The organism is Humidesulfovibrio mexicanus (assembly GCF_900188225.1).
In the GTDB taxonomy this organism is placed as follows: Bacteria; Desulfobacterota; Desulfovibrionia; order Desulfovibrionales; family Desulfovibrionaceae; genus Humidesulfovibrio; species Humidesulfovibrio mexicanus.
The window spans coordinates 418,913-443,745 of record NZ_FZOC01000001.1; the positions used below are offsets into that span (position 1 = coordinate 418,913).

At 64.6% G+C, this 24,833-nt stretch carries 16 protein-coding genes; 10 read left to right on the plus strand and 6 right to left on the minus strand.

Annotated elements, in window-relative coordinates; all coding sequences use genetic code 11:
- Positions 1-79 precede the first annotated feature (79 nt).
- Both CHB73_RS01985 and CHB73_RS01990 read right to left on the minus strand, forming a co-directional pair.
- On the minus strand, positions 80-1,438 hold the full coding sequence (locus tag CHB73_RS01985) for a chromosomal replication initiator protein DnaA (protein WP_089271536.1): 1,359 nt from the start codon (positions 1,436-1,438) through the stop codon (positions 80-82).
- Between the two features lie 519 nt (positions 1,439-1,957).
- On the minus strand, positions 1,958-2,356 hold the full coding sequence (locus tag CHB73_RS01990; protein WP_179216852.1) for an Hsp20/alpha crystallin family protein: 399 nt from the start codon (positions 2,354-2,356) through the stop codon (positions 1,958-1,960).
- Positions 2,357-2,594: 238 nt separating this feature from the next.
- Here CHB73_RS01990 and CHB73_RS01995 point away from each other — a divergent pair, with 238 nt between their 5' ends.
- Together CHB73_RS01995 and cydB are read left to right on the plus strand one after the other, a co-directional pair.
- Positions 2,595-3,899 (plus strand): cytochrome ubiquinol oxidase subunit I, encoded by a 1,305-nt coding sequence (locus CHB73_RS01995; RefSeq protein ID WP_089271540.1) that lies wholly within the window; start codon positions 2,595-2,597, stop codon positions 3,897-3,899.
- 33 nt (positions 3,900-3,932) lie between these two features.
- A complete protein-coding gene (cydB, locus tag CHB73_RS02000) occupies positions 3,933-4,949 on the plus strand; it encodes a cytochrome d ubiquinol oxidase subunit II (RefSeq protein ID WP_089271542.1) in 1,017 nt (338 codons plus the stop codon).
- A gap of 206 nt (positions 4,950-5,155) precedes the next feature.
- On the opposite strand, the gene CHB73_RS02005 is transcribed toward cydB, so the two are convergent.
- Positions 5,156-6,601 carry an MFS transporter gene (locus CHB73_RS02005; protein WP_089271544.1) on the minus strand — a complete coding sequence of 482 codons (1,446 nt, stop codon included), beginning with the start codon at positions 6,599-6,601 and terminating at the stop codon, positions 5,156-5,158.
- A 99-nt stretch (positions 6,602-6,700) separates the two neighbouring features.
- Between CHB73_RS02005 and CHB73_RS02010 the strand changes: the two genes are divergently transcribed.
- The 3 genes from CHB73_RS02010 to CHB73_RS02020 are packed head-to-tail and all read left to right on the plus strand — an operon-like array spanning position 6,701 to position 11,754.
- Positions 6,701-7,345 (plus strand): CerR family C-terminal domain-containing protein, encoded by a 645-nt coding sequence (locus CHB73_RS02010; RefSeq protein WP_089271546.1) that lies wholly within the window; start codon positions 6,701-6,703, stop codon positions 7,343-7,345.
- Between the two features lie 48 nt (positions 7,346-7,393).
- A complete protein-coding gene (locus CHB73_RS02015; protein WP_089271548.1) occupies positions 7,394-8,638 on the plus strand; it encodes an efflux RND transporter periplasmic adaptor subunit in 1,245 nt (414 codons plus the stop codon).
- Positions 8,635-11,754, plus strand: a complete 3,120-nt coding sequence (locus CHB73_RS02020; RefSeq protein WP_089271550.1) for an efflux RND transporter permease subunit — start codon at positions 8,635-8,637, stop codon at positions 11,752-11,754. The genes CHB73_RS02015 and CHB73_RS02020 overlap by 4 nt, the downstream gene beginning before the upstream one ends.
- Before the next feature lie 68 nt (positions 11,755-11,822).
- Here the strand turns inward: CHB73_RS02020 and CHB73_RS02025 are convergent, their stop codons facing one another.
- A complete protein-coding gene (locus CHB73_RS02025; RefSeq protein ID WP_089271552.1) occupies positions 11,823-12,110 on the minus strand; it encodes a metal-sensitive transcriptional regulator in 288 nt (95 codons plus the stop codon).
- A gap of 434 nt (positions 12,111-12,544) precedes the next feature.
- Between CHB73_RS02025 and CHB73_RS02030 the strand changes: the two genes are divergently transcribed.
- The 4 genes from CHB73_RS02030 (at position 12,545) to CHB73_RS02045 (ending at position 18,094) form a co-directional block, all read left to right on the plus strand.
- Entirely contained in the window at positions 12,545-14,215 is a 1,671-nt protein-coding gene (locus CHB73_RS02030) for an FmdE family protein (protein WP_089271554.1), read from the plus strand.
- A gap of 142 nt (positions 14,216-14,357) precedes the next feature.
- Entirely contained in the window at positions 14,358-15,326 is a 969-nt protein-coding gene (locus CHB73_RS02035; RefSeq protein WP_089271556.1) for a serine/threonine-protein kinase, read from the plus strand.
- A gap of 26 nt (positions 15,327-15,352) precedes the next feature.
- Entirely contained in the window at positions 15,353-15,808 is a 456-nt protein-coding gene (locus CHB73_RS02040; RefSeq protein ID WP_089271558.1) for a universal stress protein, read from the plus strand.
- Between the two features lie 105 nt (positions 15,809-15,913).
- A complete protein-coding gene (locus tag CHB73_RS02045) occupies positions 15,914-18,094 on the plus strand; it encodes a caspase family protein (RefSeq protein ID WP_089271560.1) in 2,181 nt (726 codons plus the stop codon).
- 227 nt (positions 18,095-18,321) lie between these two features.
- On the opposite strand, the gene CHB73_RS02050 is transcribed toward CHB73_RS02045, so the two are convergent.
- A complete protein-coding gene (locus CHB73_RS02050; RefSeq protein ID WP_327438356.1) occupies positions 18,322-20,478 on the minus strand; it encodes a methyl-accepting chemotaxis protein in 2,157 nt (718 codons plus the stop codon).
- Between the two features lie 401 nt (positions 20,479-20,879).
- Positions 20,880-21,404 (minus strand): hypothetical protein, encoded by a 525-nt coding sequence (locus CHB73_RS02055; RefSeq protein ID WP_089271564.1) that lies wholly within the window; start codon positions 21,402-21,404, stop codon positions 20,880-20,882.
- Between the two features lie 184 nt (positions 21,405-21,588).
- Here CHB73_RS02055 and carB point away from each other — a divergent pair, with 184 nt between their 5' ends.
- The gene (carB, locus tag CHB73_RS02060; RefSeq protein ID WP_089271566.1) at positions 21,589-24,822 is read left to right on the plus strand and encodes a carbamoyl-phosphate synthase large subunit; all 3,234 of its coding nucleotides are present in this window, start codon (positions 21,589-21,591) and stop codon (positions 24,820-24,822) included.
- Positions 24,823-24,833 lie beyond the last annotated feature (11 nt).

Consider the following 24,833-nt stretch of genomic DNA (forward strand, 5'->3'; position numbering starts at 1 on the left):
CGTGCAGAGGCGTCCGCAACGGGTCCGGTCCGGCGCGCGCCGAAAACCTCTGCCCCTGGCGGGCAATTTCGCTAGGCTGTTATGCGGAAAGGCGGCCGATGGTGCTGGAGAGCTGCCGGCCAAGCGGGGTCTGGTGGTTGATCTCGCGCTCCACGTTGATGATGCCCTTGAGCACGGTGGAGTGCTTGCGGCCAAGGCGCTCGCCGATGGCCGCCAAGGAAAGTCCCGTGTGTTTTCGCCCAAGATAGAAGGCGGTGTTGCGCGCAAGCACGGTCTGCTGGCTGCGGCTCCTGGACCTCAGTTCCGGTTCGTCGATGCCATAGCTCTTGCAGACGAAGGACACGATGCGCTCCATGTCCGGGGCGCACACCTGGGACTGGTAGTTCTCAAGCACCTGCCAGGCAAGCTCGGTGGTGATGCGCTGCCCCAACAGCCTGGCCTTGAGCACCAGATTGTTCAGGCAGCTCTCCAACTGGCGGATGTCGGTAGTCAGCCGCTCGGCGAGAAGCCCGGCGACATCGTCGGGCACCTGGACCTGCAGGCTGCGGGCCTTGCGCCGGACGATCTCCTCGCGGGTGGCGAAGTCGGGAGCGTCCATGAGGGCCATGAACCCCGAAGCGAAGCAAGACACCAGTTGCGGATCGACCTGATCGAGCTCGCGCGGGAGAAAGGAGCTGGTGAGCACAACCTTGCAGCCCCTGGCTTGCAGGGCCTTCAAGGTCATGAGCAGCTCGTCCTGAAGCTTGCCCTTGCCCTGGAAGAAATGGATGTCCTCAAGCAGGAGCACGTCCACGGAGTCGCGGAACTCGGACTTGAAGCGCGCCGCCTCGCGGGCCTTGATGGCCAGCACCAGCCGGGTGGCGAACTCCTCCGCCGAAAGGCAGGCGATGGACAGCCTGGAACGGTTGCTGCGCGAGGCCAACTGGCGGCCAATGGCGTGCAGCAGATGCGTCTTGCCCAGGCCCGGCCCTGCGGAAAGAAACAGATGGTCCGCGGCGAGGGCGTCGTTGCACAGGCCTTTGGAGGCCGCGCAGGCCAACTCGTTGCAGGGGCCGACGACGAAGTCCTCGAAGCTGAAGCGCCAGCGGGAGTCGGCAATGGGCCGGGGCCTGTAGTCCAGAGGCAGGGCCAGGGCCGACCGCTGCTGGCGGTTCCCCCTTTCGGAGGTCTCTGCCGGGGCCGGGGCCAGGGCCGGTTCGGCCTTGCGCACAACCACACGGGCGTCGACGTGTCCGCCGACAAGTTCCTGCGCGGCGTCGCGCACGACATCAAGCAGACGCTCCCGTATCCAGGTGGCGACAAACTCGTTCGGGGCCTGGAGCTCCAGCGATCCGCCGGTGAAGGTGGCGGTCAGAGGCCTGATCCAGAGGGTGAAAAGCCCCTGTTCCAGTCGATTTTCGAGCATGAGAAGCAATTTTTGCCAGAGGTCCGCATTCATGTCGGTTCATCTACGCCGGGCGCGTGATCGCGACAATCCCGGCAAAGGTCGGAATGCATCAGGACCCAGACACGTTTCTCTACAATATAACCACCTGATATAAAAGCATTCACTGCAAATCTCTTCACTCAAATGCAGGAGGGCAATGACCGGATAACCCGCATGACACGGAGGAATCCGGCACAGTCGAGGCCGAGACAAACTTTGTGTTCAAAAAACTATCAACAAACTAAACTTCATTTTTCGCCATATTTTGAAATTTTTCACCGATTTTCTCTGTATTGAATTTTCACACGAGTCAATTCACCTGTGAAACATTTCGATAGTTGAGAGAAGCCTCACCCCCGCTGACACGGCGGAACATCATGCGACCGCACAGCCTGTCACCAACCCGGCCGACCCGTCCAAACAGCCGGGCAGTACGATTTTTATTCTTGTATTACCGATAGGTAGAACAAATACGAACAGGGCCAGAAACCGCGAAAGGGGGGAGGCCCGAATTGGAGGAGGCAAAGAAGCCTAGTCTATGCGCAGACAAAACCGCTTCGGGGTCCGAGCGCAGGCCTTGGGAATGGTGATGCTGAGCAGGCCGTCGGCAAGGCGTGCGCCGACCCTGGCCACGTCCACCCCGGCAGGCAGACGGAATCGTCTGGCGAAGCGGCCGTACACACGTTCCACCAAGCGATACACAGGGTCCGTCTCCAGGTCCTCGGGCTCATCCAGGCGAGGACACGGACGTTCACCCCGAACCACGAGATCGCCGTCGATTATTTCGACCACGATACGGTCCTGCTCCACCCCTGGCAGTTCAACCTGAACGACGATGGCGTCCCGCAGCTCCAGCACATCCGCCGCAGGCGACCAGACGAACGCGCCGCGCAGCTGCTCGCACGCCCGACGGCGCTGCTCGTCAGCCATGCGTTCCAGATGTTGCCGCGCCGGGCCTTCCGCATACCATGGTCCCCACTCGCCCTTGCCCATGGGACACCTCCGTTAGACAGGCGTTACAGGATTCGCCGTGCTCGCGCAATACGCCGCCGCCCGCGGTTTGTTGCAAACAATCGGCATGGTGCTATACAAAAGCTATTGCCACGCGCGGACGCTGTTGGTATAGATAACCATTCCTGGTTAAAACCGACACCCAAGGGGAGGGTCCATGGACGTGCTTATGCTTTCGCGGCTCCAGTTCGCAGCCGCAACGATGTTCCATTTCCTTTTTGTTCCGCTGACGCTGGGCATCTCGGTGCTCATCGCCTGCATGGAGACGGCCTACGTGCGCACGGGCAACCCTATGTACCAGCGCATGGCGAAATTCTGGGGCAAGCTCTTCCTTATCAACTTCACACTGGGCGTGGTCACCGGAATAACGCTCGAATTCCAATTCGGCACCAACTGGTCGCGCTATTCGGCCTACGTGGGCGACATCTTCGGGTCGCTTTTGGCCATTGAGGCCACGGCCGCCTTCTTCCTTGAATCCACCATGATCGGCGTATGGCACTTCGGCTGGGAAAAGCTTTCGGCCAAGGCCCATGCCGTGGTTGCCTGGCTGGTTGCCGGAGCGGGCAACCTCTCCGCCGTGTGGATCCTCATCGCCAACGGGTTCATGCAGAATCCCCTGGGATTCGAGCTGCGCAACGGGCGCGCGGAACTCACGGACTTCGTGGCGGTCATCACCAATCCCTGGGCCTGGAACCAGTTCGTCCATGTGGTTTCGGCCTCCTTCTGCGTGGCGGCCTTTTTTATGGCAGGCATCAGCGCCTGGCATCTGCTCAAGCGGCAGCACGAGGAGTTCTTCAACAAATCCATGAAGATGGCGTTGTACACCGGGCTCATCGCCTCCGCTGTGGTCATCGGCCAGGGGCATTTCCATGGCAACCTTGTGGCCGAGGTGCAACCCGCCAAGCTGGCAGCCATGGAGGCCCACTGGGAAACCAGGACCAACGCCCCCATGTATCTGCTGCAGATCCCCGATGAAAAGAACGAAAAGAATCTCGTCGAGGCCCTGCCCGTGCCCTCCCTGCTCAGCTTCCTGGCCTTCAACGATCCCGACGCCGAGGTGAAGGGCTTGAAAGACTTCGCCCCGGCCGACCGTCCTCCGGTGGGTCTCACCTTCATCGCCTTCCGCGTCATGGTGGGCATCGGGACAATCATGCCCTTGCTCATGCTCTTCGGCCTCATGAAGCGGGAGCGTCTGGTCGATTTTCCGCTGTACCTCAAGACCCTGATCTGGGCCATTCCCCTGCCCTATCTGGGAATGCAGGCGGGCTGGGCCGTGGCGGAAGTGGGCCGCCAGCCCTGGATCGTTTACGGGCTCATGCGCACGGCCGACGCCGTGTCACCCATCACGGCCTCGCAGGCGGGCGGCTCGCTGGTGGCCATGGTGCTGCTCTACACCCTGCTCGGCGCGGCCGGGGCCTACCTTATGTTCACCACCGCCCGCAAGGGCCCCCAGGGCGTCTAGGCCCGCAACCCCTACAACGCCAAGGAGTCGGACATGCTTGAGACCATCTGGTTTTTGCTCTGGGGAGTGCTTTGGGCCGTGTACTTCGTGCTCGACGGCTTCGACCTCGGCATGGGAACGCTCATGCCCTTTCTGGCGAAAAACGAATTCGACAAGCGGGCCATCTACAACGCAGGCGGCCCGTATTGGGACGGCAACGAGGTGTGGCTCATCGCCGCTGGCGGCGTGACCTTCGCGGCTTTCCCCCTGGCCTACGCCACCATGTTCAGCGGTCTGTACGCCGCGCTCATGCTGCTGCTCTTCGCCCTCATCGTCCGGGGCGTGTCCTACGAGTTCCGCAGCAAGGTGGAGAGCATCTCCTGGCGCAGCCTGTGGGACGCCTGCCACACGGTGGGCAGCTTCCTGCCCGCGCTCTTGCTGGGCGTAGCCTTCGCCAACCTGTTCCACGGCCTGCCGCTTGACGAGAACCACGTGAACCAGGCCGGGCTGGTGGACCTGCTGAATCCTTACGGCCTGCTGGGCGGCGTGTTCTTCGTGGCCATGTTCGCCATGCACGGCGCCCTGTGGCTGGCAATCCGCACAACGGGAGAGCTGCGGGACAGGGCCCTGCGCGCGGCCAAGGGTCTGTGGCCCGCCGTGCTGGTGCTGGTGCTGGCCTTCCTGGCCTACACCTGGGTCCACACGCAGCTCTTCGGCAACTACATGAAGAACCCGCACCTGTTCCTGATTCTGGCGGCCGCCGTGGCCGGACTGCTTGCCGCGCGGCTGTACATGGGCGCGGGCCAGCTGTGGAAGTCCTGGGCAGGCTCGGCAGCGTTCATCGCCTGCGTGGCGCTCTTTGGCGTGGTGGGGCTGTTCCCGGCCATCCTCATCTCCACCCTGAACCCGGCCTGGAGCCTGACCATCCACAACGCGGCCTCCAGCCAGCTCACCCTCAAGATCATGCTTGGCGTGGCGCTCGTCTTCGTGCCCATCGTCATCGCCTACCAGGCCTGGGCCATCAAGACCTTCAGCGAACCCATCAAGGACCCGGTGGATCTGCACTACTAGCCTGGCAAAGGGAACTCGATTCAAAGGGGCCGCTTCCGCAAGGGGGCGGCCCCTTCCTATAATAAGGATAGAGCACGAGGAAATGGGCTGCCGCACACGGCACGGCGGACGCCCCTGGGCAGAGGGGGCGCCAAGCGGAGAACACCCGGAGCGGAGAGCCGAACACGACACGCGGCGGCACCAGAGTCCGAGGGATCGGGTATGGGCTACAGATCTTCAGGCAAAGCGGTGCAGTCGGAACGCTTGGGGTTCTGGGCGAACAGCCTGCGGCGCAGCAGGGAAAGTCCCCCAGCGGCGCAGGCCAGCGCCGCTCCGGTGAACAGCGCCGCACGGAACCCGGCCATGAAGGCCTCCTGCGCGGGTGCCCCCAGGGAAAACTCCCTGGCCTGGCAGCCCTCAAACACGGTGATGGCCAAGGCGATGCCCGAAACCATGCCCACGTTGCGCACCAGCGCCAGCACGCCCCCCACCAGCCCCACCTTTTCCTGCGGGGCGCTAGAGAGCACGCTGTTGTTGTTGGGCGACATGAACACCCCGGCCCCAAAGCCCACGGTCATCTGGCCCAGGTACACCCGCCACAGGGCCGATTGCGGGGAAAGCAGCGCAAGCTGCGCAAGCCCGCAGCACATGATGAACAATCCGCAGGAGGTGAGGGTGGCGAAATTCACGCGCTCGGAAAGGTAGCCGCTGGCCGGCGCGGACACCGCCATGGCAAGCGGCAGCGAGGAAAGCACAAGGCCCATGACGCCGGGCTCCAGGCCAAGCATGTCGTGCAGATAAAATGGAAGCAGAATCGCATTGCAGAACATGGCCATGAAGGCCAGAAACGCCGCCACGTTGCCTGATAAAAAGGGCCAGACCCGGAACAGGGAGAGATCGATCATGGGGTGCGGGCACCTGCGCTCCCACAGGGCGAACCCGGAAAACGCCCCCAGGGCGACGCACAGGCCGCACAGCACCGCCGCCGAAGTCCAGCCCCACTCGTGCCCGCGGGTGACGGCCAGAAGCAGCCCCACCATGCCAATGGCGAACAGGGCCGCCCCGGCCAGATCCAGGGTCTCGTCCTGGCGGCGCTCCTGCCTGGGGAGAAAACGCTGCGCCAGCGCCAAGCCAAGCAGGGCCACAGGCACGGTGAGGTAGAACACGCTGCGCCAGCCCATGGCCTGGATGACGACGCCGCCAAGGCCCGGACCGGCAAGCGAGCCAAGCCCGACCGTGAGCCCCACCAGTCCAAGGGCGCGTCCCCGCGTCGGTCCGGGAAAGGCGGTCATGATGATGCCAGGGCCGTTGGCCATGAGCATGGCCGCGCCCAGCCCCTGCACCAGGCGCGCCCCGACAAGCGCCCAAAGCGTTGGGGCCGCGCCGCAACCAGCGGAGGCCGCGGCGAAAATGAAAAAACCAAACTGGACCATGCGCTTGCGACCGTACATGTCGCCCATGCGGCCAAAAAGCGGCAACAGGCAGGAAATGACCAGAAAATAGCCCGCCACCACCCACTGCACCCCGGACACCCCGGCGCCGAAGCCCGCGCCGATGGTCGGCAACGCCGTGTTGACGATGCCCGCGTCCAGGGTGGACATGAACGTGCCCAGGATGGACACGCCGAACGCGCGCCAATCATCGGTCGGTTGATCCCGCCAGTTGTTCTCCATATAGCTCCCTGCCCAAAACTGGACGGGAATCACTATTCCATTTGACTCTTTCAATCAAGCGTTTTAATCTTGCGTTTCAGTTTACTCTTGGAGGAAACAATGCCCAGCACAGATACTGGCGACACCAAGCACCGGCTCATCGAAGCCGCCGGGGAAATCTTTTCCAGCAAAGGGTTCAAGTCCGCGACGGTACGCGAGATATGCCGCCACGCCAAGGCCAACGTGGCCGCCGTGCACTATCACTTCGGCGACAAGGAAGGCCTGTACGGCACGCTGCTGGTGGAGGCCTTCGAGGCCGGGCTCAAGCGCTATCCGCCGCACATGGGACTCCCGGCGGATGCGCGCGCCGAGGAGCGCCTCCACGCCTTCGTCCATTCCTTCCTGCTGCGCATGTTGGGCGAGGGGCCCTCGGCCTGGTGCGGCAAGCTGATGGCAAGGGAGTTGCAAGAGCCGACCCAGGCCCTTGACCAGGTGGCCGAACGCTACATTCGCCCGCTGACCGAACAATTGCGAGGCATTGTGGCCGAGCTGCTTGGCGAGGGTGCGCGGGCCGACGACCAGCGCACCAAGCTGTGCGCCATGAGCGTGGCCGGGCAATGCCAATACGCCTTTCGCTCGCGCACGGTGATGGGCAGGCTCATGCCCAATGTGCGCTACGACGAGGCGGGCATTGCGGAACTGGCCCGGCATGTGGCGGATTTTTCCATCTCCGCCCTGAGGAACCTGGCCCAACAGGCCGAATAGTATGCAGAACAGGCCATCAGGCCCCAGTCCGGAAAAGGATCACAACGGATGAACGCCAGGCCCCGCCTCACCATGCCCCTTTTCGCCATGCTTGCGCTGGCCGCGCTGGTGTGCGCCTGCGGCCGCGCCAACGGCAAGGCCCCCAAGGCCCGCAAGGCCGTACCCGTCCTGGTGGCGGAGGCCAAGGTCATGAGCGTGCCCGTCCTGGTCCAGGCCGTGGGCAACGTGGAAGCCTTCGCCTCGGTGTCCATCAAGCCCCAGGTGAGCGGCGTCATCGCCAAGCAACTGGTGCGCGATGGCCAGGACGTGGTCAAGGACCAGACGCTTTTCGTCATCGACCCGCGCACCTACCACGCGGGTCTGCTGGAGGCGCAAGCCCGCCTGCAAAAGGACGAGGCCCAGGCACGCAAGGCCGAGGACGACCTGAAGCGCTACCAGACGCTTTTCGAGCAGGGCGCGGTAAGCCGCGACCAACTGGAGCAGATGCGCACCAACGCCATGACCCTGCGGGCCTCGCTGGACCTGGACCGCGCCCAGGTGGAGCAGGCCCGCGTGCAGCTGGGCCACGCCACCATCAAGGCCCCCATCTCCGGCCGGGCGGGGCATGTGCTGGTGCAGGAGGGCAACGTGGTGGGCAAGAGCGGCGATGACCGCGTGCTCTTGGTCATCAACCAGCTTACGCCCATCTCCGTCACCTTTTCCGTGCCGGAAAGCCATCTTCCGGAGATCCAGCGCCAGTGGGCGCAAGGCCCCCTGCGCGTGGAGGCCCGGAGCAGCGAAGGCGTCCTGCTGGAAACAGGCGAACTGGCCAGCATCGACAACGCCGTGGACAAGGCCACGGGCACCATCCGCCTGAAGGCCACATTCCCCAATGCGCAGAAGCAGCTCTGGCCGGGGCAGTTCGTGCGGGCCAGCCTGCGCCTCTCCGAGCGGGAGAACGCCGTGCTCATCCCCGCCCATGCCGTACAGAACGGCCTGCACGGCCCCTTCGTCTTCGTGGTCAAGGACGATCTGGTCGTGGAACTGCGCGAGGTGTCCACCAGTCCGGGCGGCGACGGGACGCTCGTGGCGGAAAAGGGCGTCGCCCCAGGCGAAAGGGTGGTCACGGACGGCCAGGTGATGCTGGTGCCGGGTTCGCTGGTGGAGATCCGTCCGCAACCCGACGAAGGCAGCGGACGGCGGCCCGTCAATGCGCCGACGCTTCAAGGCGGCTCTTCGGCCGCGCAGCCCGGCCAGGAAAACGCCACGCTTCCGCAATCCGACGCCACCGCCACCCAGGGTCAGAAGCAGTGAACCCCTCGCGCGTCTTCGTGGAACGGCCGGTCATGACCACGCTGGTCATGGCCGCCATCCTCATCTTCGGGATCATGGCCTACTTCAAACTCCCGGTAAGCGACCTGCCCAATGTCGACTTTCCCACGGTGCAGGTCTCGGCCTCCATGCCCGGGGCCAGCCCGGAGAACATGGCCGCCTCGGTGGCAACCCCGCTGGAAAAGGAGTTCTCCAACATCGCGGGCATCGATTCCATGACCTCCACCAACGCCCTGGGGACCACGCGCATCACCCTGCAGTTCGACCTGAGCCGCGATATCGACGCCGCCGCCCAGGACGTGCAGGCGGCCATCGCCACGGCCCAGCGCAGCCTGCCCTCGGAAATGCCCAGCCCCCCCACCCTGCGCAAGGTCAATCCCGCCGACCAGCCCATCCTTTACCTGGCTGTGTCCTCGCCCACCCTGCCCCTGCACCAGGTCAGCGAGTACGCCGAAACCCTGCTCGCCCAGCGCATCTCCATGATCAGCGGCGTGGCCCAGGTGATGATCTACGGCCAGCAGAAATACGCCGTGCGCGTGCAGCTCGACCCCGAACAGCTTGCGGCGCGCGGCATCGGCGTGGACGAAGTGGCCGAGGCCGTGCGCAAGGGCAATTCCAACATCGCCACGGGAACCCTCTCGGGCCCCATGCGCGAATACACCGTGGAGGCCAGCGGCCAGCTCAAGGACGCGCAGGCCTACCTGCCGCTCATCGTGGCCTGGCGCGATGGCGCGCCCGTGCGCCTGGCCGATGTGGGCACGGCCATCGATTCCGCCGAAAACAACAAGCGCTTCAACACCTTCAACAATGTTCCGGCCATCACCCTGGCCATTCAGCGCCAGCCCGGCACCAACACCGTGGGCGTGGTGGACGCCATCAAGGCCGCCCTGCCCGCCTACGTGAGCCAGATGCCCGCATCGGTGAAGGTGGAGACGCTCATCGACCGCTCCCAGTCCATCCGCGAAAGCGTGGACGACGTGAAGTTCACCCTGCTGCTCACTGTGGCGCTGGTGGTGCTGGTGATCTTCCTGTTCTTGCGCAACCTCTCGGCCACGCTGATCCCCAGCCTGGCCCTGCCCATGAGCGTCATCGGCACCTTCGCCGTGATGCTGCACATGGGCTTCAACCTCGACAATATCTCGCTCATGGCCCTTACCCTGGCCGTGGGCTTCGTGGTGGACGACGCCATAGTTGTGCTGGAGAACATCGTCCGCCACCGCGAATCCGGAGCCTCCGCGCGCGAGGCCGCCCTCAAGGGCGCGGGCGAGATCGGCTTCACCATCGTCTCCATGACCGTGTCGCTGGCCGCGGTGTTCATCCCGGTGCTGTTCATGGGCGGGGTGGTGGGCAGGCTCTTCAACGAGTTCGCCGTCACCATCATGGCGGCCATTCTCATTTCGGGCTTTGTGTCCCTGTCACTCACGCCCATGATGGCCAGCCTGATGCTCAAGCAGGGCGCGCACGCGGCTGACCAAGCCCGCGGCAGGCTGTTCAACGCCACGGAGCGCGCCTTTGACGCCATGCTGGCTGCCTACACCGCGAGCCTCGCCTGGACCATGCGCCACAGGCGGATCACCTTGGGCTTCTCCCTGGCGCTTCTGGCGCTTACGGCCTTTCTCTTCACCCACATCCCCAAGGGCTTCATCCCCAGCGAGGACATCGGCCAGCTCACCGGCGTCACCGAGGCCGAACAGGGCATCTCCATCGAATCCATGCGCGACCACCAGGGCCGCGTGACCGAAATCATCGCCGCCGACCCCAACGTGGAGAGCTTCATGTCCCTGGTGGGATCGGGCGGGCCCAACCCGGCGGGCAACTCCGGGCGGCTCATCATCCGCTTGAAGCCACGGCATGAGCGCGACATGAGCGCGGACGAGGTGCTGCAGTCCCTGCGCAAGAAGCTTGCGGGCGTTGTGGGGGTCACGACCTTTCTGCAGAATCCGCCGCCCATCAATCTGGGGGCGAAATACACCAAGGCCGAGTACCAGTTCAGCCTGCAAAGCCCGGACACCGAGGAGCTGTTTCAACGCTCCCAGGCCCTGGAAGCCCGCCTGCGCGAACTGCCGGAACTGCAGGACGTGAACAGCGACCTGCAGCTCAAAAATCCGCAGCTCAACCTGGCCATCGACCGCGACAAGGCCTCGGCCCTTGGGCTTACGGCCATGCAGATAGAGGACGCGCTGGGCATCGCCTATGGCCCGCGCGAGGTGTCCACCATCTTCGCGCCCAACAACTCTTACAAGGTGCTCATGGAGCTTGCGCCGCGCTTCCAGCGTTCGCCCCAGGCGGTGGAAATGCTGTACCTGCGCACCGGGGCGGGGCAACTGGCACCCCTGGCCACCCTGGTCTCGCGGGAACTCGGCGTCGGCCCCATGTCCGTAAACCATGCGGGGCAGTTGCCCTCGGTCACCCTGTCCTTCAACCTCAAGCCCGGCGTTTCCCTCAGCCAGGCCGTGGACGCCGTGCAGGCCACCGCGCGCGAGGTGCTCCCCGCCACCATCAGCACCACCTTCCAAGGCACGGCCCAGGCCTTCCAGGCCTCGTTCAAGGGCCTGTGGGTACTGCTCGCCGTGTCCATCCTGGTCATCTACATCGTGCTGGGCATCCTCTACGAAAGCTTCATCCACCCGCTGACGATCCTTTCCGGCCTGCCCTCGGCCGGGGCGGGCGCACTGCTCACTCTCATGCTCTTCGGCCTGGACCTGAATCTCTACGGCTTCGTGGGCATCATCATGCTCATCGGCATCGTCAAGAAGAACGCCATCATGATGATCGACTTCGCGCTGGAGGCCCAGCGCAAGGAGGGCAAGGACGGCCCGGCCGCCATCTTCGAGGGCGCGCTGGTGCGCTTCCGGCCCATCATGATGACCACCATGGCCGCGCTCATGGGCACGCTGCCCATCGCGCTCGGCTTCGGCGCCGGGGCCGAGGCCCGCAGGCCCCTGGGTCTGGCCGTGGTGGGTGGGCTGCTGGTGTCGCAGCTGCTCACGCTGTATTTCACGCCGGTGTACTACGTGTACCTGGACGCGGCGCGAGAAAAGTTCGCCAAGGCGTTCCGCCGGAAAAGCATACGCGACGATGCAAAAGAAGCACAATAGACGTGGCCCGGCAAAGGCCGTCCAGGGTGAACGCGCGGAGAAATGGCGGGAGGGACGGGCTTGGGAATTCAGCCGTCGATGAAGTCGGACACGAGCTTCAGAAGCCGCTCGTACTGGCCTTCGATATCGCCGGACTTGACGGCCTGCTCGCTGCAGCACAGCAGATAGCGGCGCATGATCTGCGTGGTGGCCGAGCGCAGGGCCGAGCGCACCGCGCGCACCTGCACCAGGATGTCCTCGCACTCCTTGCCTTCATCTATCATGCGCTGCACGCCACGCACTTGGCCCTCGATGCGCTTCATGCGGGCCATGATGTCCTTCTTGAGGGCTTCCTGATCCTTTTGGACTTTGACCATGTCCGCCTCCGGGCAGTGGAATTCCGCTGCTGCGCCGCGGATTGCGTTCTGCGCCCAACGCATAATATTATAATCATGGAATTGCAAGATTTACGCTCTGCCCACACGAATGTGTCGCCAGCATCCAGGGCAAAAGCGGCATGACGGGCTCCTCTGCGTACGCGATGCCATCGACGCCGCCCCCTTGACGCAATGGCCGCACGAGGCCATTGAATCCATAAAATACCCTGAATACGCTACAGGATAGGGCGTTCAGGGAGGCAGCGCGGTCCGGGCTTGCGCCGCATCGAAACGAAACGCCGCCCCCTCCCCCTGCTGCTGGGCGTCGAGTCACGCGTATTCCAAAAATCGTTGACCAGATTCCTCCCGCGAGGTAGGAGACCTCACTTATGCTTATTTCAGCATAACGAATCACTCCATCCGCAGGGGGATGCATGAACATCGGACAGTACACCTTCGAGGAATTCAAGGCAAAAGCCAGGGCCTTTCACGGATACCCGGCCCCTGGCCTGCTCATCGGCGGGTACATGGTGGAGATGGCCCGCCGCCCATTGCCCGAAGGCACGCTCTTCGACGCGGTTGTGGAAACGGCAAAATGCCTGCCCGACGCGGTGCAGATCCTCACCCCCTGCACCGTGGGCAACGGCTGGATGCGCATACTGAACCTGGGCCGCTACGCCGTGACCCTATATGACAAGTTCACGGGCGAGGGCGTGCGCGTCTGGGTGGACCTGAACAAGATGCGGGCCTACGACGAGGTGGTCTGCTGGTTCATGAAGCTCAAGACCAAGGCGGACCAGGACAGCGAGCGCCTGTTCCGGCAGATAGAAGAGGCCGGGGAAAACCTGTGCTCCATGGCCCACGTGCGCGTGGAAGAGCGCTACCGCAAGCACAAGGGCATGGGTCGGGTGGGCGTGTGCCCCATCTGCGGCGAGGCATACCCGCCACACGATGGCGCAATCTGCCGCGGCTGCCAGGGCGAGGCGCCCTATGGTGAATCCTTCCGGCCCAGGGCGGGCGTCGGCTTCGCGGACACGAACCAGGAGCCCCAGGGACAGAGCGGCCCCCGCCTGACCGCGGTGCCCGTGGCCAAGGCCGTAGGCCAGAAAACCCTGCACGACATGACGCGCATCGTGCCCGGCGAAAGCAAAGGGGCTGAATTCCGGGCCGGACAGGTCATCACCGGCGGCGACGTATGCCGCCTGCAGGCCATGGGCCGGGCCCACGTGTACCTGGAGCAGGACGCACCCGAGGGCTTCGTGCACGAGGACGACGCCGCCCGGACCTTCGCCGGGCTTATGGCCGGGGACAACGTGCTGCCGGACGAGGCCCCGCGCGAAGGCAAAATCAACTTCCGCGCAGGGGTGACCGGCGTGCTGGTGCTGGACCGCCAGCGGCTGGAGGCCTTCAACATGATGCCCGAAGTTATGTGCGCGGCGCGCCACCACGGGGTGCTGGTGGAGGGAGGCAAGCAGTTCGCGGGAACGCGCGCCATTCCGCTCTACATCTCCCAGGCCAATCTTCAGCGCGCCCTTTCCGTGCTGGAGGGCGGTCCGCTGTTCTCCATAGCGCCCATCAAGCCGGCCAAGGTCGGCGTGCTCGTCACCGGAACCGAGGTCTTCAAGGGGCTTGTCGAGGACCGCTTCGCCCCGGTCATCCGCGAAAAGGTCGAGCGCTTGGGGTCGCAAGTGGTGGCTGTGGACATGGTGCCCGACGATGCGGACATGATCGCCCGCAGCGTGGGCAAACTGCTCACCGCCGGAGCCGAACTCATCGTCACCACGGCCGGGCTTTCCGTGGACCCGGACGATGTGACCCGCAAGGGGCTTATCGCCGCCGGACTTACCGACATGCTCTACGGAGCGCCCATTCTGCCCGGCGCAATGACCCTGCTGGGCCGCCTGGCCTGTCCGGCGGGCAGCGCGCAGGTGATGGGCGTGCCCGCCTGCGCCCTGTTCCACAAGGCCACGAGCTTCGACATCCTGCTGCCGCGCGTGCTCGCCGGGCTGGAAATCAAGCGCGCCGATTTGGCCGAGATGTGCGAGGGAGGCTTCTGCCTGAACTGCCGCACCTGCGTGTATCCCAAGTGCCAGTTCGGCAAGTAGCGCCGGAAGAATAGCTCCACCACTCCGGGTCGCCTTTCCTGCGAGGATGGGCGGCCCGTTTCTTTTGCGCCACGCGCCCAACCGCTTGACCCTGCGCACAAAAATACTTACATTGGCGGTAGGCTGAACCTGGAGGCGCGTCATGCCCGATCCCGCCGCACAGCCATCCCCACCTACCGTCCGCGCCCTTGTGGAGCGCTTCAAGCCTCCTGTGGGCATCAGCACCTACGGAACCGTATTCACGGACACCACAGAGTTCATGAACATCACCTATGGGGATGTCATCAAGGTGGGAGGGCGGCACTACCTTGTGCTGGGAGACGAGCGCGAGCGGCGCTTCGGCATGGAGGACCCCAAGTTCTGGGTCAAGCGCTGCATCGAATTGGAATGCGGCGAATACCGCATCCTTAAGCTGGAATTCCAGGAGACCTTCGACCAGCACATCGGGCCGCTCACCATCACCTGCCACCGCAGCGCCGTCAAAGAGGCGCGCATCCTGCGCCTTGTGGCGGGCGATTCCCGCTTCATGCAGGGCGAGGCCCACCGCGACGAACGCGGCAACATGGTGCGCGTGCTCAGGCGCGTGGCCGGGCGCAGGCTCGACCTGAACATCGAGGATCTCCACGAGGACCACCACACTTACTTTCACAACATCTTTCCCGACATCCTCCGGCGCTTCATCGCGGCGTGCGGGGCCATAGGATTCCTGCACGATAACGGCGAGATCCACGGCGACATCCGCCGCGACCATCTTTACGTGGACCACGCAAGCGGCGACTACTGCTGGATCGACTTCGACTACGGCTACGACACGACAGAAAACCCCTTCGGACTCGACCTCTTCGGCCTGGGCAACATCCTTGCGTTCATCACCGGCAAGGGCGTGCACACCATCCAGGACCATCCCGAGCGCGCGGACATCCGCGAGGAGGACTGCGCCCTGTTCTTCCGCCACCGCATCGTGAACCTGAGAAAGCTCTTCCCCTACGTGCCCGAAGAGCTGAACCGCGTGCTCATGCACTACTCGGCCGCATCCGAGGTGTACTACGAAACCGTGTCCGAGCTGCTGCACGACTTGAAACCCTGCCTGGACAGGCTGCCCGGAGCCTGAAACCCGCGCACGGACAAGGAGGCCCCATGGACTTCAAAAACATCCTCATCGCCGTGGACGCGTCCGACAACGCCCGGCGCGCAGTGGAGCATGTGGCCGCCATCGTCGGCGCGGGCCAGGGCGCAAAGGTGACCCTGCTGCATGTGGAGCGCGCCCCCGGCCGCGACCGCTTCGACACCGAGGAGGCATGGCTTTCCCAGTGCAAGCTGGACAAGGACCGCGTGTTCGATTTCCTCAAGGACGCCCGCGCCACCCTTGTGTCCGCCGGGCTGTCCGATGCGGCGGTGGTCGAACGCACCATCCTGTGCAGCGCCGAACCCAGCATCGCCCAGACCATTCTGGACGTGCAGCAGGAAGGCGGCTACGGCACCCTGGTTGTCGGCCGCCGGGGCCTCACCAAGGGCGAGGAATTCCTGTTCGGCAGCGTGTCCAGCAAGCTCATCCGCAACGCGCGCAACTGCGCGGTATGGGTGGTGCAGTAGCAGGCATAGGCCGGGTCGGCGTTCCCCCCGCGCGACCAACGGCGAGACATTCCGGAGTTTGTTTCGGATTCTGGACTGGCCACGACAACGCAAGGAGCTGTTTTCATGCGTAGGGGGACCGCGACGCTTCTCTGCCTGCTCTTGGGGCTGCTTCTCGTGACGCTGGCGCTGCCCCAGCGGCCTCTCCCGGCACAGGCCGCCGAACCCGAAAACCGCATCGCGCTGATCATCGGCAACGGGGCCTACAAGACGGCCCCCCTGCGCAACCCCGCGAGGGACGCCCAGGACATGGCCGCCCTGCTCAAAAGTCTCGGCTTTTCCGTCACCCTCAAAACCGATGTGGACCAGAAGGACATGGAAGAGGCCGTGCGCCAGTTCGGCCTGAACCTGCGACAGGGCGGGGTGGGCCTGTTCTACTTCGCCGGGCACGGCCTGCAGGTGCAGGGGAACAACTACCTTGTGCCGGTGGACGCCAGAATCCAGACCGAGAGCGACGTGCGCTTCGAGTGCCTGGACGCGGGCCGGGTGCTCGGCAAGATGGAGGACGCGGGCAACGCGCTGAACATCGTCATCCTGGACGCCTGCCGCAACAACCCCTTCAGCCGCGGATTCCGTTCTGCCGACCGGGGCCTGGCAGAAATGCGCGCGCCCACGGGCTCCATCATCGCCTACGCCACCGCGCCGGGTTCGGTGGCCAGCGACGGCACGGGGGCCAACGGCATCTACACCAAGCACCTGCTCTCGGCCATGCGCACGCCGGGTCTGCCCATCACCGACGTATTCATGCGCGTGCGCATGGGCGTGGTGTCTGAAACAGGAAAAAAGCAGGTGCCCTGGGAGTCCAGTTCCCTCACGGGGTATTTCTATCTTTCCGGGGATGGGAAAAACGGCGCGGCGGCCACGGTTTCTCCGCCTCCCGCTGCTCCCGGCGTGGATCTGAAGGCCGAAAAGCGGCGCATTGCCGAGGAGGCCGAGCGCCTGCGGCGGGAAAAGGAGGAGCTGGCGCAATTCCAGGCCCTGCAGGCCGAAAAGCAGCGCCTGGAGGCCGAACGCCAGAAGCTCCTGCAGGCCAAGCAGCTGGCCATGGCCACGCGCCCCAAGCAGCCGCCGCCAGCGGCCGCGCCCTCGTCAGGCGCGCCATCCGCCCAGAACGCCCAGTACTTCTCCATGCTCGCCCGCCACGGCGTGGGCGAGGCCCAGCGCTACTTCGAGGGCGCGGTGCAGGCCCGGCCCGACGACGCCGATGCGCGCTCCGGGCTGGCCGTGGCCTACCTGATGACCAAGCGCGATGCCGACGCCAAGTACCATGTGCGCCGCGTGGAGGAATCGGGCCGCAACACCGCCGCAACACGCGTTGCCAAGGGCTTCATGCTTGGGGTGGAGGGTCAGCTGACCGACAGCTCCTACCAGCTGAACCGCGCTCTTGAGGAAGGGGCTGACCGCGCGCTGGTGCAATTGGCCATGGCGGCGGCGGCGGCCAAGAAGAACGAAATGGACCAGGCCAAGAAGGCCATGGAGGAATACCGCTCCCTGGTGCCGCCGGTGGAGGAGAACGAATACGCCAAGGAGCTGGCCCGCAAGGTGGACCTGCAAGGCAGGCTGGTGGGCACCTTCTTCTGGACCATGGAAAACAAGTCCATCAGCGCATACACCAGCACCCTAACCTTCATGCTGAACAACGAACAGCTCACGGCCACGGCCGGCGGCTACGGCACCGGCGCGGTAAGCAACCTCAAGCTCACCGGAAAGACGCTGACCCTACGCGTCTCGTACAGCATGGGCATCTTCGGCAGCTCCCACTACGACCTCACCTGCGACCTCTCCGGCGACCTGGACACCATCCCCACCATGGCGCGGGAATCCACCTTCGGCCAGACCTGGAACGGTTTTTTGCTGCGTCAGGGCAGCATGGCCCAAAGCATGGCCTACCACGCCAATCCGGCGGAATGCTTCATCGCCACAGCGGCCTATGGCGGGGCCTGGGACGAACATGTGGCCACCCTGCGCCGTTTTCGCGATGGCGTGCTGGTGAAATCGCGCCTGGGCCGGGAGCTGGCGGCCGCCTACTATCGCCTAAGCCCGCCCCTTGCCGACGCCATACGCGAGCGGCCCGTCGCGCGCGCCGCCGTGCGCGCCGCCCTGGCCCCGGTGGTGCTGCTGGCCGGGGCGGCCAACGGCCAGGCGGAAAGCATCGCCTGGCTGCTTTTGAGCACGGCGGCCATTTGTGCGGGAATGGCGTATCTGGCGCGGCGCAGGCGCAGGACGCGCAGCGCCGGGCAGACATGACCGCGCGGCCCGTACCGCCGCAAAAACCCAAGGCCGCCAGCGGAAGCCCATCTTCCGTCAGCGGCCTTGGCCGATAGTGATCCTGTCGCGCAATCGAGGATTCGCGGTCGCCCCCTGCTGGCGGGGGTGCGACGGAGTGATTTCCCGGCCTCTTCGCCCCTGGCGCGGGGACGGCAAGGCAAGCCGCCCCCGCTCCTGCCTCTCAGCTCAGGCGTGCGACACCACGCCTAGCCTCCCTGCTTCATCTTCTCGATGAGCGAACGCAGGCTCTGGGTCTGGACGGCCAGTTCGCCCACGGCCTGCGCAGACTGGCGCATGGCGTCGGACGTTTCCCTGGAGATGCGGTTGATGTCCTCGATGCTCCGGTTGATCTCCTCGCTGGTGGAGGACTGCTCCTCGCTTGCCGTGGCTATGGAGCGCACTTGGTCGGTGGCGGTCTCCACCATGCGCACAATCTGGGTCAGCGCTTCACCGCTTCTGTTGGCCAACTGGGTGGCCTGTTCCACAGTCTTGGCGGAACGATCGACATTTTCGAGGTTTTTGCGGGTTCCGTGCTGGATGCCGCTTATCGCCTCGCCCACCTCCTTGGTGGCGTCCATGGTCTTTTCCGCCAGCTTGCGCACCTCGTCGGCCACAACGGCGAAGCCGCGGCCGGCGTCGCCCGCGCGGGCCGCTTCGATGGCGGCGTTCAAGGCGAGCAGATTAGTCTGGTCCGCAATATCGGAGATGACGTTCATGATCTGGCCGATACCCTCGGCCTGCTTGCCCAAGGCCTCCATATCCTGCTTCATGGCCTGGGACACGCGCTGCATTTCGCCGATTCCCGACACCACCTGGCTCACGATCGCCGCGCCGTCCGTGGCCTGCTTGCGGGCACTTTCGGTGGATTCCGCGGCCTGGGAAGCGTTTCTGGCCACCTCAAGCACTGTGGAGTTCATCTCCTCCATGGCCGTGGCGGTTTCCGCAACGCGGGAGGACTGCACCTCCGTGCCGCGGCTGGACTGCTCCACCTGCGCGGAGAGCTCCTCGCTGGCGCTGCTGACGACCTCGACCACCTTCTCCAACTGGGCGGCGGCCTGCATCATGCCCTCGGCCTTGGCCCGCTCGGCCTGGGCCTTGGCCTCGTTGGCCTGGGCCATGGCCTGCCGGGCGTTCTCGGTCTCGCGGCGGGCGTCCTCACCCTTGGCCTCGGCCTCGGCGATCTTGGCCTTGAGGTTCTCCACCATGGTCCTAAGGGCCGTGGCGAGAATGCCGATCTCGTCGTTCTGCCTGATGTCGAGCTGCTGGCTGAAGTCGCCTTCCGCCACCTTGCCGGCGTATCCGGCGGCCATGCGCAGAGGCTTGGTGAGCGTTTCGGCGAAGAACCACAACACGGCTATTCCAGCCAGGGCGACGATGAGGCCGAAGCCGATCTGCCAGGCCGCGCCCTGCCGGGCGCGTGAGGTGAGATCGGCGTCCAGGGCGTGCGCATCGGCCAGCACGACAGCGGAAGGCAGGCGAATGAGCACGGACCAGGGCTTTCCTGTGCGGCCCAGCTTGATGGGCGCGTAGGTGAGCATGAGGCTCTTGTCTTCGCTCATGTCCACTGCGCTTTTCCCGTTCTGCACGTTCTCAAGAACATGCTGGCTGTCCTTGAACAGCGTGCTAATGGGCTGGCCGATGGTCTTGGAATCGCTGCTGTTGGCCACCACCATGCCATCGTAGCTGATGATGAGCACCTCTCCCTTGCCGCCGTACAGATTCTTGTTCACGTTGCCTGCAAGTTCCTGCAAAAAGCCGAGCCGCAGGTCGGTGCCGGATACGCCGAGAAACTTCCCATCCCGCTTCACCGGCACGGAAAGGGTCGTCAACCAGTCCTGCTGGCCCTGCACAATGTAGGGGAAGGGATCGAGCACGCTCTCCTTTCCGGTTTCGCGCGGGCCAAGGTACCAGCCGCCCTTGCGCACGCCGTTCGGGTGCTTGTCATTGCTCTCGTACTCCACCAGCGGCTGGCGGGCGATGTTGCCCTTCGGGTCGCGGTTCCAATATGGGATGAACCGGCCTGTGGCGTCGTGACCAGGCGTGTTGGCGTATTTGGCGTCGTTGCCGTCCAAGGCGTTCGGTTCCCAGGCCGAATACGACCCCAGGTACTCCGGATTGTTTTCCAAATTCGCCAACAGAATGGCGTTGTAGGTGTCGCGCAGGGCGGCGTTGGGCACACGCGTCCGCAGGACCTCGAACACCTTGGCCGTTGTGCGCGCGACATCAAGATTGTCCTGCAGGGCGCTTTGCACAATGGCGGCCTGGCTGGCCGCCAGAGCTTCGAGGTTGCGTGTGGCGCCCTGGTTCAGAATGGCGCCCACCCGCTCGGAGACGAAACTCTGCGTCCTGCTGGCCGCGATCACCCCGTACACAACGAGGACGCCCGCCGCGCATAAGAGGCAACACCCAGCCATAACGGCAATTTTCTGTTTAATGGAACGCAGTTGCATAGTCTCCTCCCGCTTCAGTCTGTCCGGTTCAGCACGTCAAGGCCACGTACGGCCATAACAATACGTACACGTACTCAGCTCTTCTGTCTACACGGAGGTTGCTACAGGCGGAGAGGGGATGCCTGCACGGCGCGCACGGTAAGGCGTCAAACGCAACGAAGGCTGTCGTCCGGTTTCAGAACATGCCACCACGCCCACGCAAACGACCAAGGCCGCCAGCGGAAGCCCATCTTCCGTCAGCGGCCTTGGCCAAAGGGTATGTTCGTCGCGAGAATTTCCGTCGCCAGTCTCTTCGGACGGCCGCGGCGGATGCTTTAAGGGGCGGGCGCGGCGTTCTGCGCCGGAGTGGAAGCACCCTTCGCGGGAAAGCCTTTGGCGGCCTGATCCTTGCGGAGGAAGCTCACCCGGGTCACGATGCCCGTTGTGGCCCGGTAGTGCACAATGACGTTGTACTCCTTGGCCGGGGCGTAGATCACGGCCTCGGCTATGGCGTCATAGGCCTTCACGAACAGGCCGAATATCTCCGAGATGATGCTCCGGCCCGGCTCGGGCTCGGCCTGGATGTCCACCGTGCCGCCGAACTTCTCCACCTTGGAGAACCAACGGTCCAGGCGCTCGGGGATGGAGTTCAGGGTGATGGCGGCAGGGAAGCTCACCACCACCTCGGGCTGCTTGGCGGCCAGCGCCGCGGAAAGCTTGCGGTCGAACCCGCTGGTGTCCAGGAACTGGACCTCGCTCTGCGGGGCCGCTGCCGGGCCGCTCGGCTTCGGCCCGGCGCAGGCGCACAGGGCGACACAAAGCATCACGAACGACAGCGCGAAGGCGATGGATCGGTTCATGACGTTCCCCCGCGAAACGGATTTCCCGACAGTCCCACCAGTTACGCAAAACCACGCGGGCTGTCAACGCAGCGACGCCCCGAGGGCGGGTCCATGGCCTTGCCACTTGCCTGCCGGGTGCTTATCGCGTACATCTCTCCCGTTTCAAGGCACGGCGGAAACCTCTCACCCAAGCGGCGGAAAAATGCCCAAGCGCACAGACATCAAGAAGATCATGCTCATCGGCTCCGGCCCCATCGTCATCGGCCAGGCCTGCGAATTCGACTACTCCGGCACCCAGGCCCTGAAGGCCCTCAAAGAGGAAGGCTACGAGGTCATCCTGGTCAACTCCAATCCGGCCACCATCATGACCGACCCGGAGCTTGCCGACCGCACATACATCGAGCCCATCGAGCCCGGCACAGTGGCCAAGATCATCGAAAAAGAGCGCCCGGACGCGCTGTTGCCCACGCTTGGCGGCCAGACCGCGCTCAACACCGCGCTGGCCGTGGCCAAGATGGGCGTGCTGGACACATTCGGGGTGGAGCTCATAGGCGCGTCCGTGCCGGTCATCGAAAAGGCCGAAAGCCGCGAACTTTTCCGCGCCGCCATGGACAAGATCGGCCTCAAGGTGCCCAAGAGCGGCATCGCCCGCAGCATGGACGACGTGCGCGAGATCGGCCGCACCTTGCCTTTCCCGCTCATCATCCGCCCGGCCTTCACCATGGGCGGCACCGGCGGCGGCGTGGCCTACAACATGGAGGATCTGGAGGCCATCGCCTCCCAGGGCCTGGCCGCCAGCATGAAAAGCGAGATCATGATCGAGCAGAGCGTGCTCGGTTGGAAGGAATTCGAGCTTGAGGTGATGCGCGACAAGAAGGACAACTGCGTCATCATCTGCTCCATCGAGAACCTGGACGCCATGGGCGTGCATACGGGCGACTCCATCACCGTGGCCCCCAGCCAGACCCTGACCGACGACGAATACCAGAAGATGCGCGACGCGGCGCTGGCCATCATGCGCGAAATCGGCGTGGAGACCGGCGGCTCGAACGTCCAGTTCGCCATCAACCCCAAGAACGGCGACATGATCATCGTGGAGATGAACCCGCGCGTGTCGCGGTCCTCCGCCCTGGCTTCCAAGGCTACGGGCTTTCCCATCGCGAAAATCGCCGCCAAGCTCGCCGTGGGCTACACGCTCGACGAAATCCCCAACGACATCACGCGGGAGACCATGGCCAGCTTCGAGCCGTCCATCGACTACTGCGTCATCAAGATTCCGCGCTTCACCTTCGAGAAGTTCCCCGGCAGCGAGGACTACCTCACCACCAGCATGAAAAGCGTGGGCGAGACCATGGCCATCGGCCGCACCTTCAAGGAGGCCCTGCAGAAGGGACTCAGGTCGCTTGAGGTGGGAATGCCCGGCCTGGGCAAGAAGTTCGAGACCTGCGCCCAGGACAAGGACGAGCTGCTGCGCCTCATGCGCAAGCCCAATTCCGCCCGGCTCTTCGCCGTGCGCAACGCCATGCGCTGCGGCTTCAGCCTGGAGGACATCCACGAGGCCTCCTTCATCGACCCCTGGTTCCTGCGCCAGATTCGCGACATTCTGCTCATGGAGAACGAGCTGGCCGAATTCGGCCGCACCGAGGACATCTCCGCAAAGAACCCGGGCCTGCCGCCGCTCTTAAAAAAGGCCAAGGAATACGGCTACTCGGACAAGCAGCTTTCCGTGCTGTGGCGCACCAGCGAGGACGCCCTGCGCACCCTGCGCAAAAGCCTGGACATCCTGCCCACCTATTACTTGGTGGACACCTGCGCGGCGGAGTTCGAGGCCTACACCCCCTACTACTACTCCACCTACGAGACCGGCCGCGAGATTGAGAGCAAGGACGTGCGCAAGGTGGTGATTCTGGGCGGCGGTCCCAACCGCATCGGCCAGGGCATAGAGTTCGACTACTGCTGCTGCCACTCCTCCTTCGCGCTGAGGGAAATGGGCGTGCAGTCCATCATGGTCAACTCCAACCCGGAGACCGTGAGCACCGACTACGACACCAGCGACCGCCTGTACTTCGAGCCGGTGACCTACGAGGACGTGCTGAACATCGTGGAGTTCGAGAAGCCGCTCGGGGTCATCGTGCAGTTCGGCGGGCAGACCCCGCTGAACCTCGCCGTGGCCCTCAAGAAGGCCGGGGTGCCCCTCCTGGGCACGCCGCCGGAAAGCATCGACCGCGCCGAGGACCGCGAGCTCTTCAGCGCCCTCATCCGCAAGCTGCACTTGAAGCAGCCCATGAGCGGCACGGCCATGACCCTCACCCAGGCCACGGAGATCAAGGACAGCCTGGGCTATCCCCTGGTGCTGCGCCCCTCCTACGTGCTGGGCGGCCGCGGCATGGAGATCGTCTACGACGACGAGGAGTTCAACGCCTACTTCCGCAAGGCCGTGGTCATCTCCCCCGAGCACCCCATCCTCATCGACAAATTCCTGGAAAACGCCATCGAGGTGGACGCCGACGCCCTTTCCGACGGCGAGGACACCTACATCGGCGGCATCATGGAGCACATCGAGGAGGCGGGCATCCATTCCGGCGACTCGGCCTGCGTGTTGCCCCCGCACACCATCGCCCCGGAGCTGGTGGCCGAAATCGAGCGCCAAACGCGCGAACTGGCCAAAGAGCTGGGCGTCATCGGCCTCATGAACATCCAGTTCGCCATCAAGGACGGCGAGGTGTTCATCCTTGAGGTGAACCCCCGCGCCAGCCGCACCGTGCCCTTTGTCAGCAAGGCCACTGGCGTGCCCCTGGCCAAGCTGGCCACCCGCGTCATGCTGGGCGAAAAGATCAGGGACCTCAAGCCCTGGGCCATGCGCAAAAGCGGGCACGTCTCCGTGAAGGAGAGCGTGTTCCCCTTCAACCGCTTCCCCGGCGTGGACATCCTCCTCGGACCAGAGATGCGCTCCACCGGCGAGGTCATGGGCATCGACACCTCCTTCGGCCTGGCCTTCATGAAGGGCCAGTTGGCCGCAGGCCAGCGCCTGCCCGAGGAAGGAACCGTGTTCCTCTCGGTAAACGACCGCGACAAGGCGGCCATAGTCCCCGTGGCCAAGGCCTTCGAGGAACTGGGCTTCAAGATCATCGCCACCGGCGGCACGGCCTCGCTTCTGGACAAGAAGGGCGTGGCCGTGGAGCGCGTGCTCAAGGTGAACGAGGGCCGCCCCAACGTGGTGGATCTCATCAAGAACAAGCAGATAGACCTTGTGGTGAACACCCCCTCCGGCAAGCGGACGGTGAACGACTCCAAGGAGATCCGGCAGACCACCCTTCTGTACGGCGTGCCCTACACCACCACGGTGTCCGGCGCGGCCGCCATGGCCCAGGCCATCCGCGAGGAGCGGGGACACGGGCTTGGCGTGCGCTGCCTGCAGGACTACTACGGCGTTTAAGCTCCCGGCGC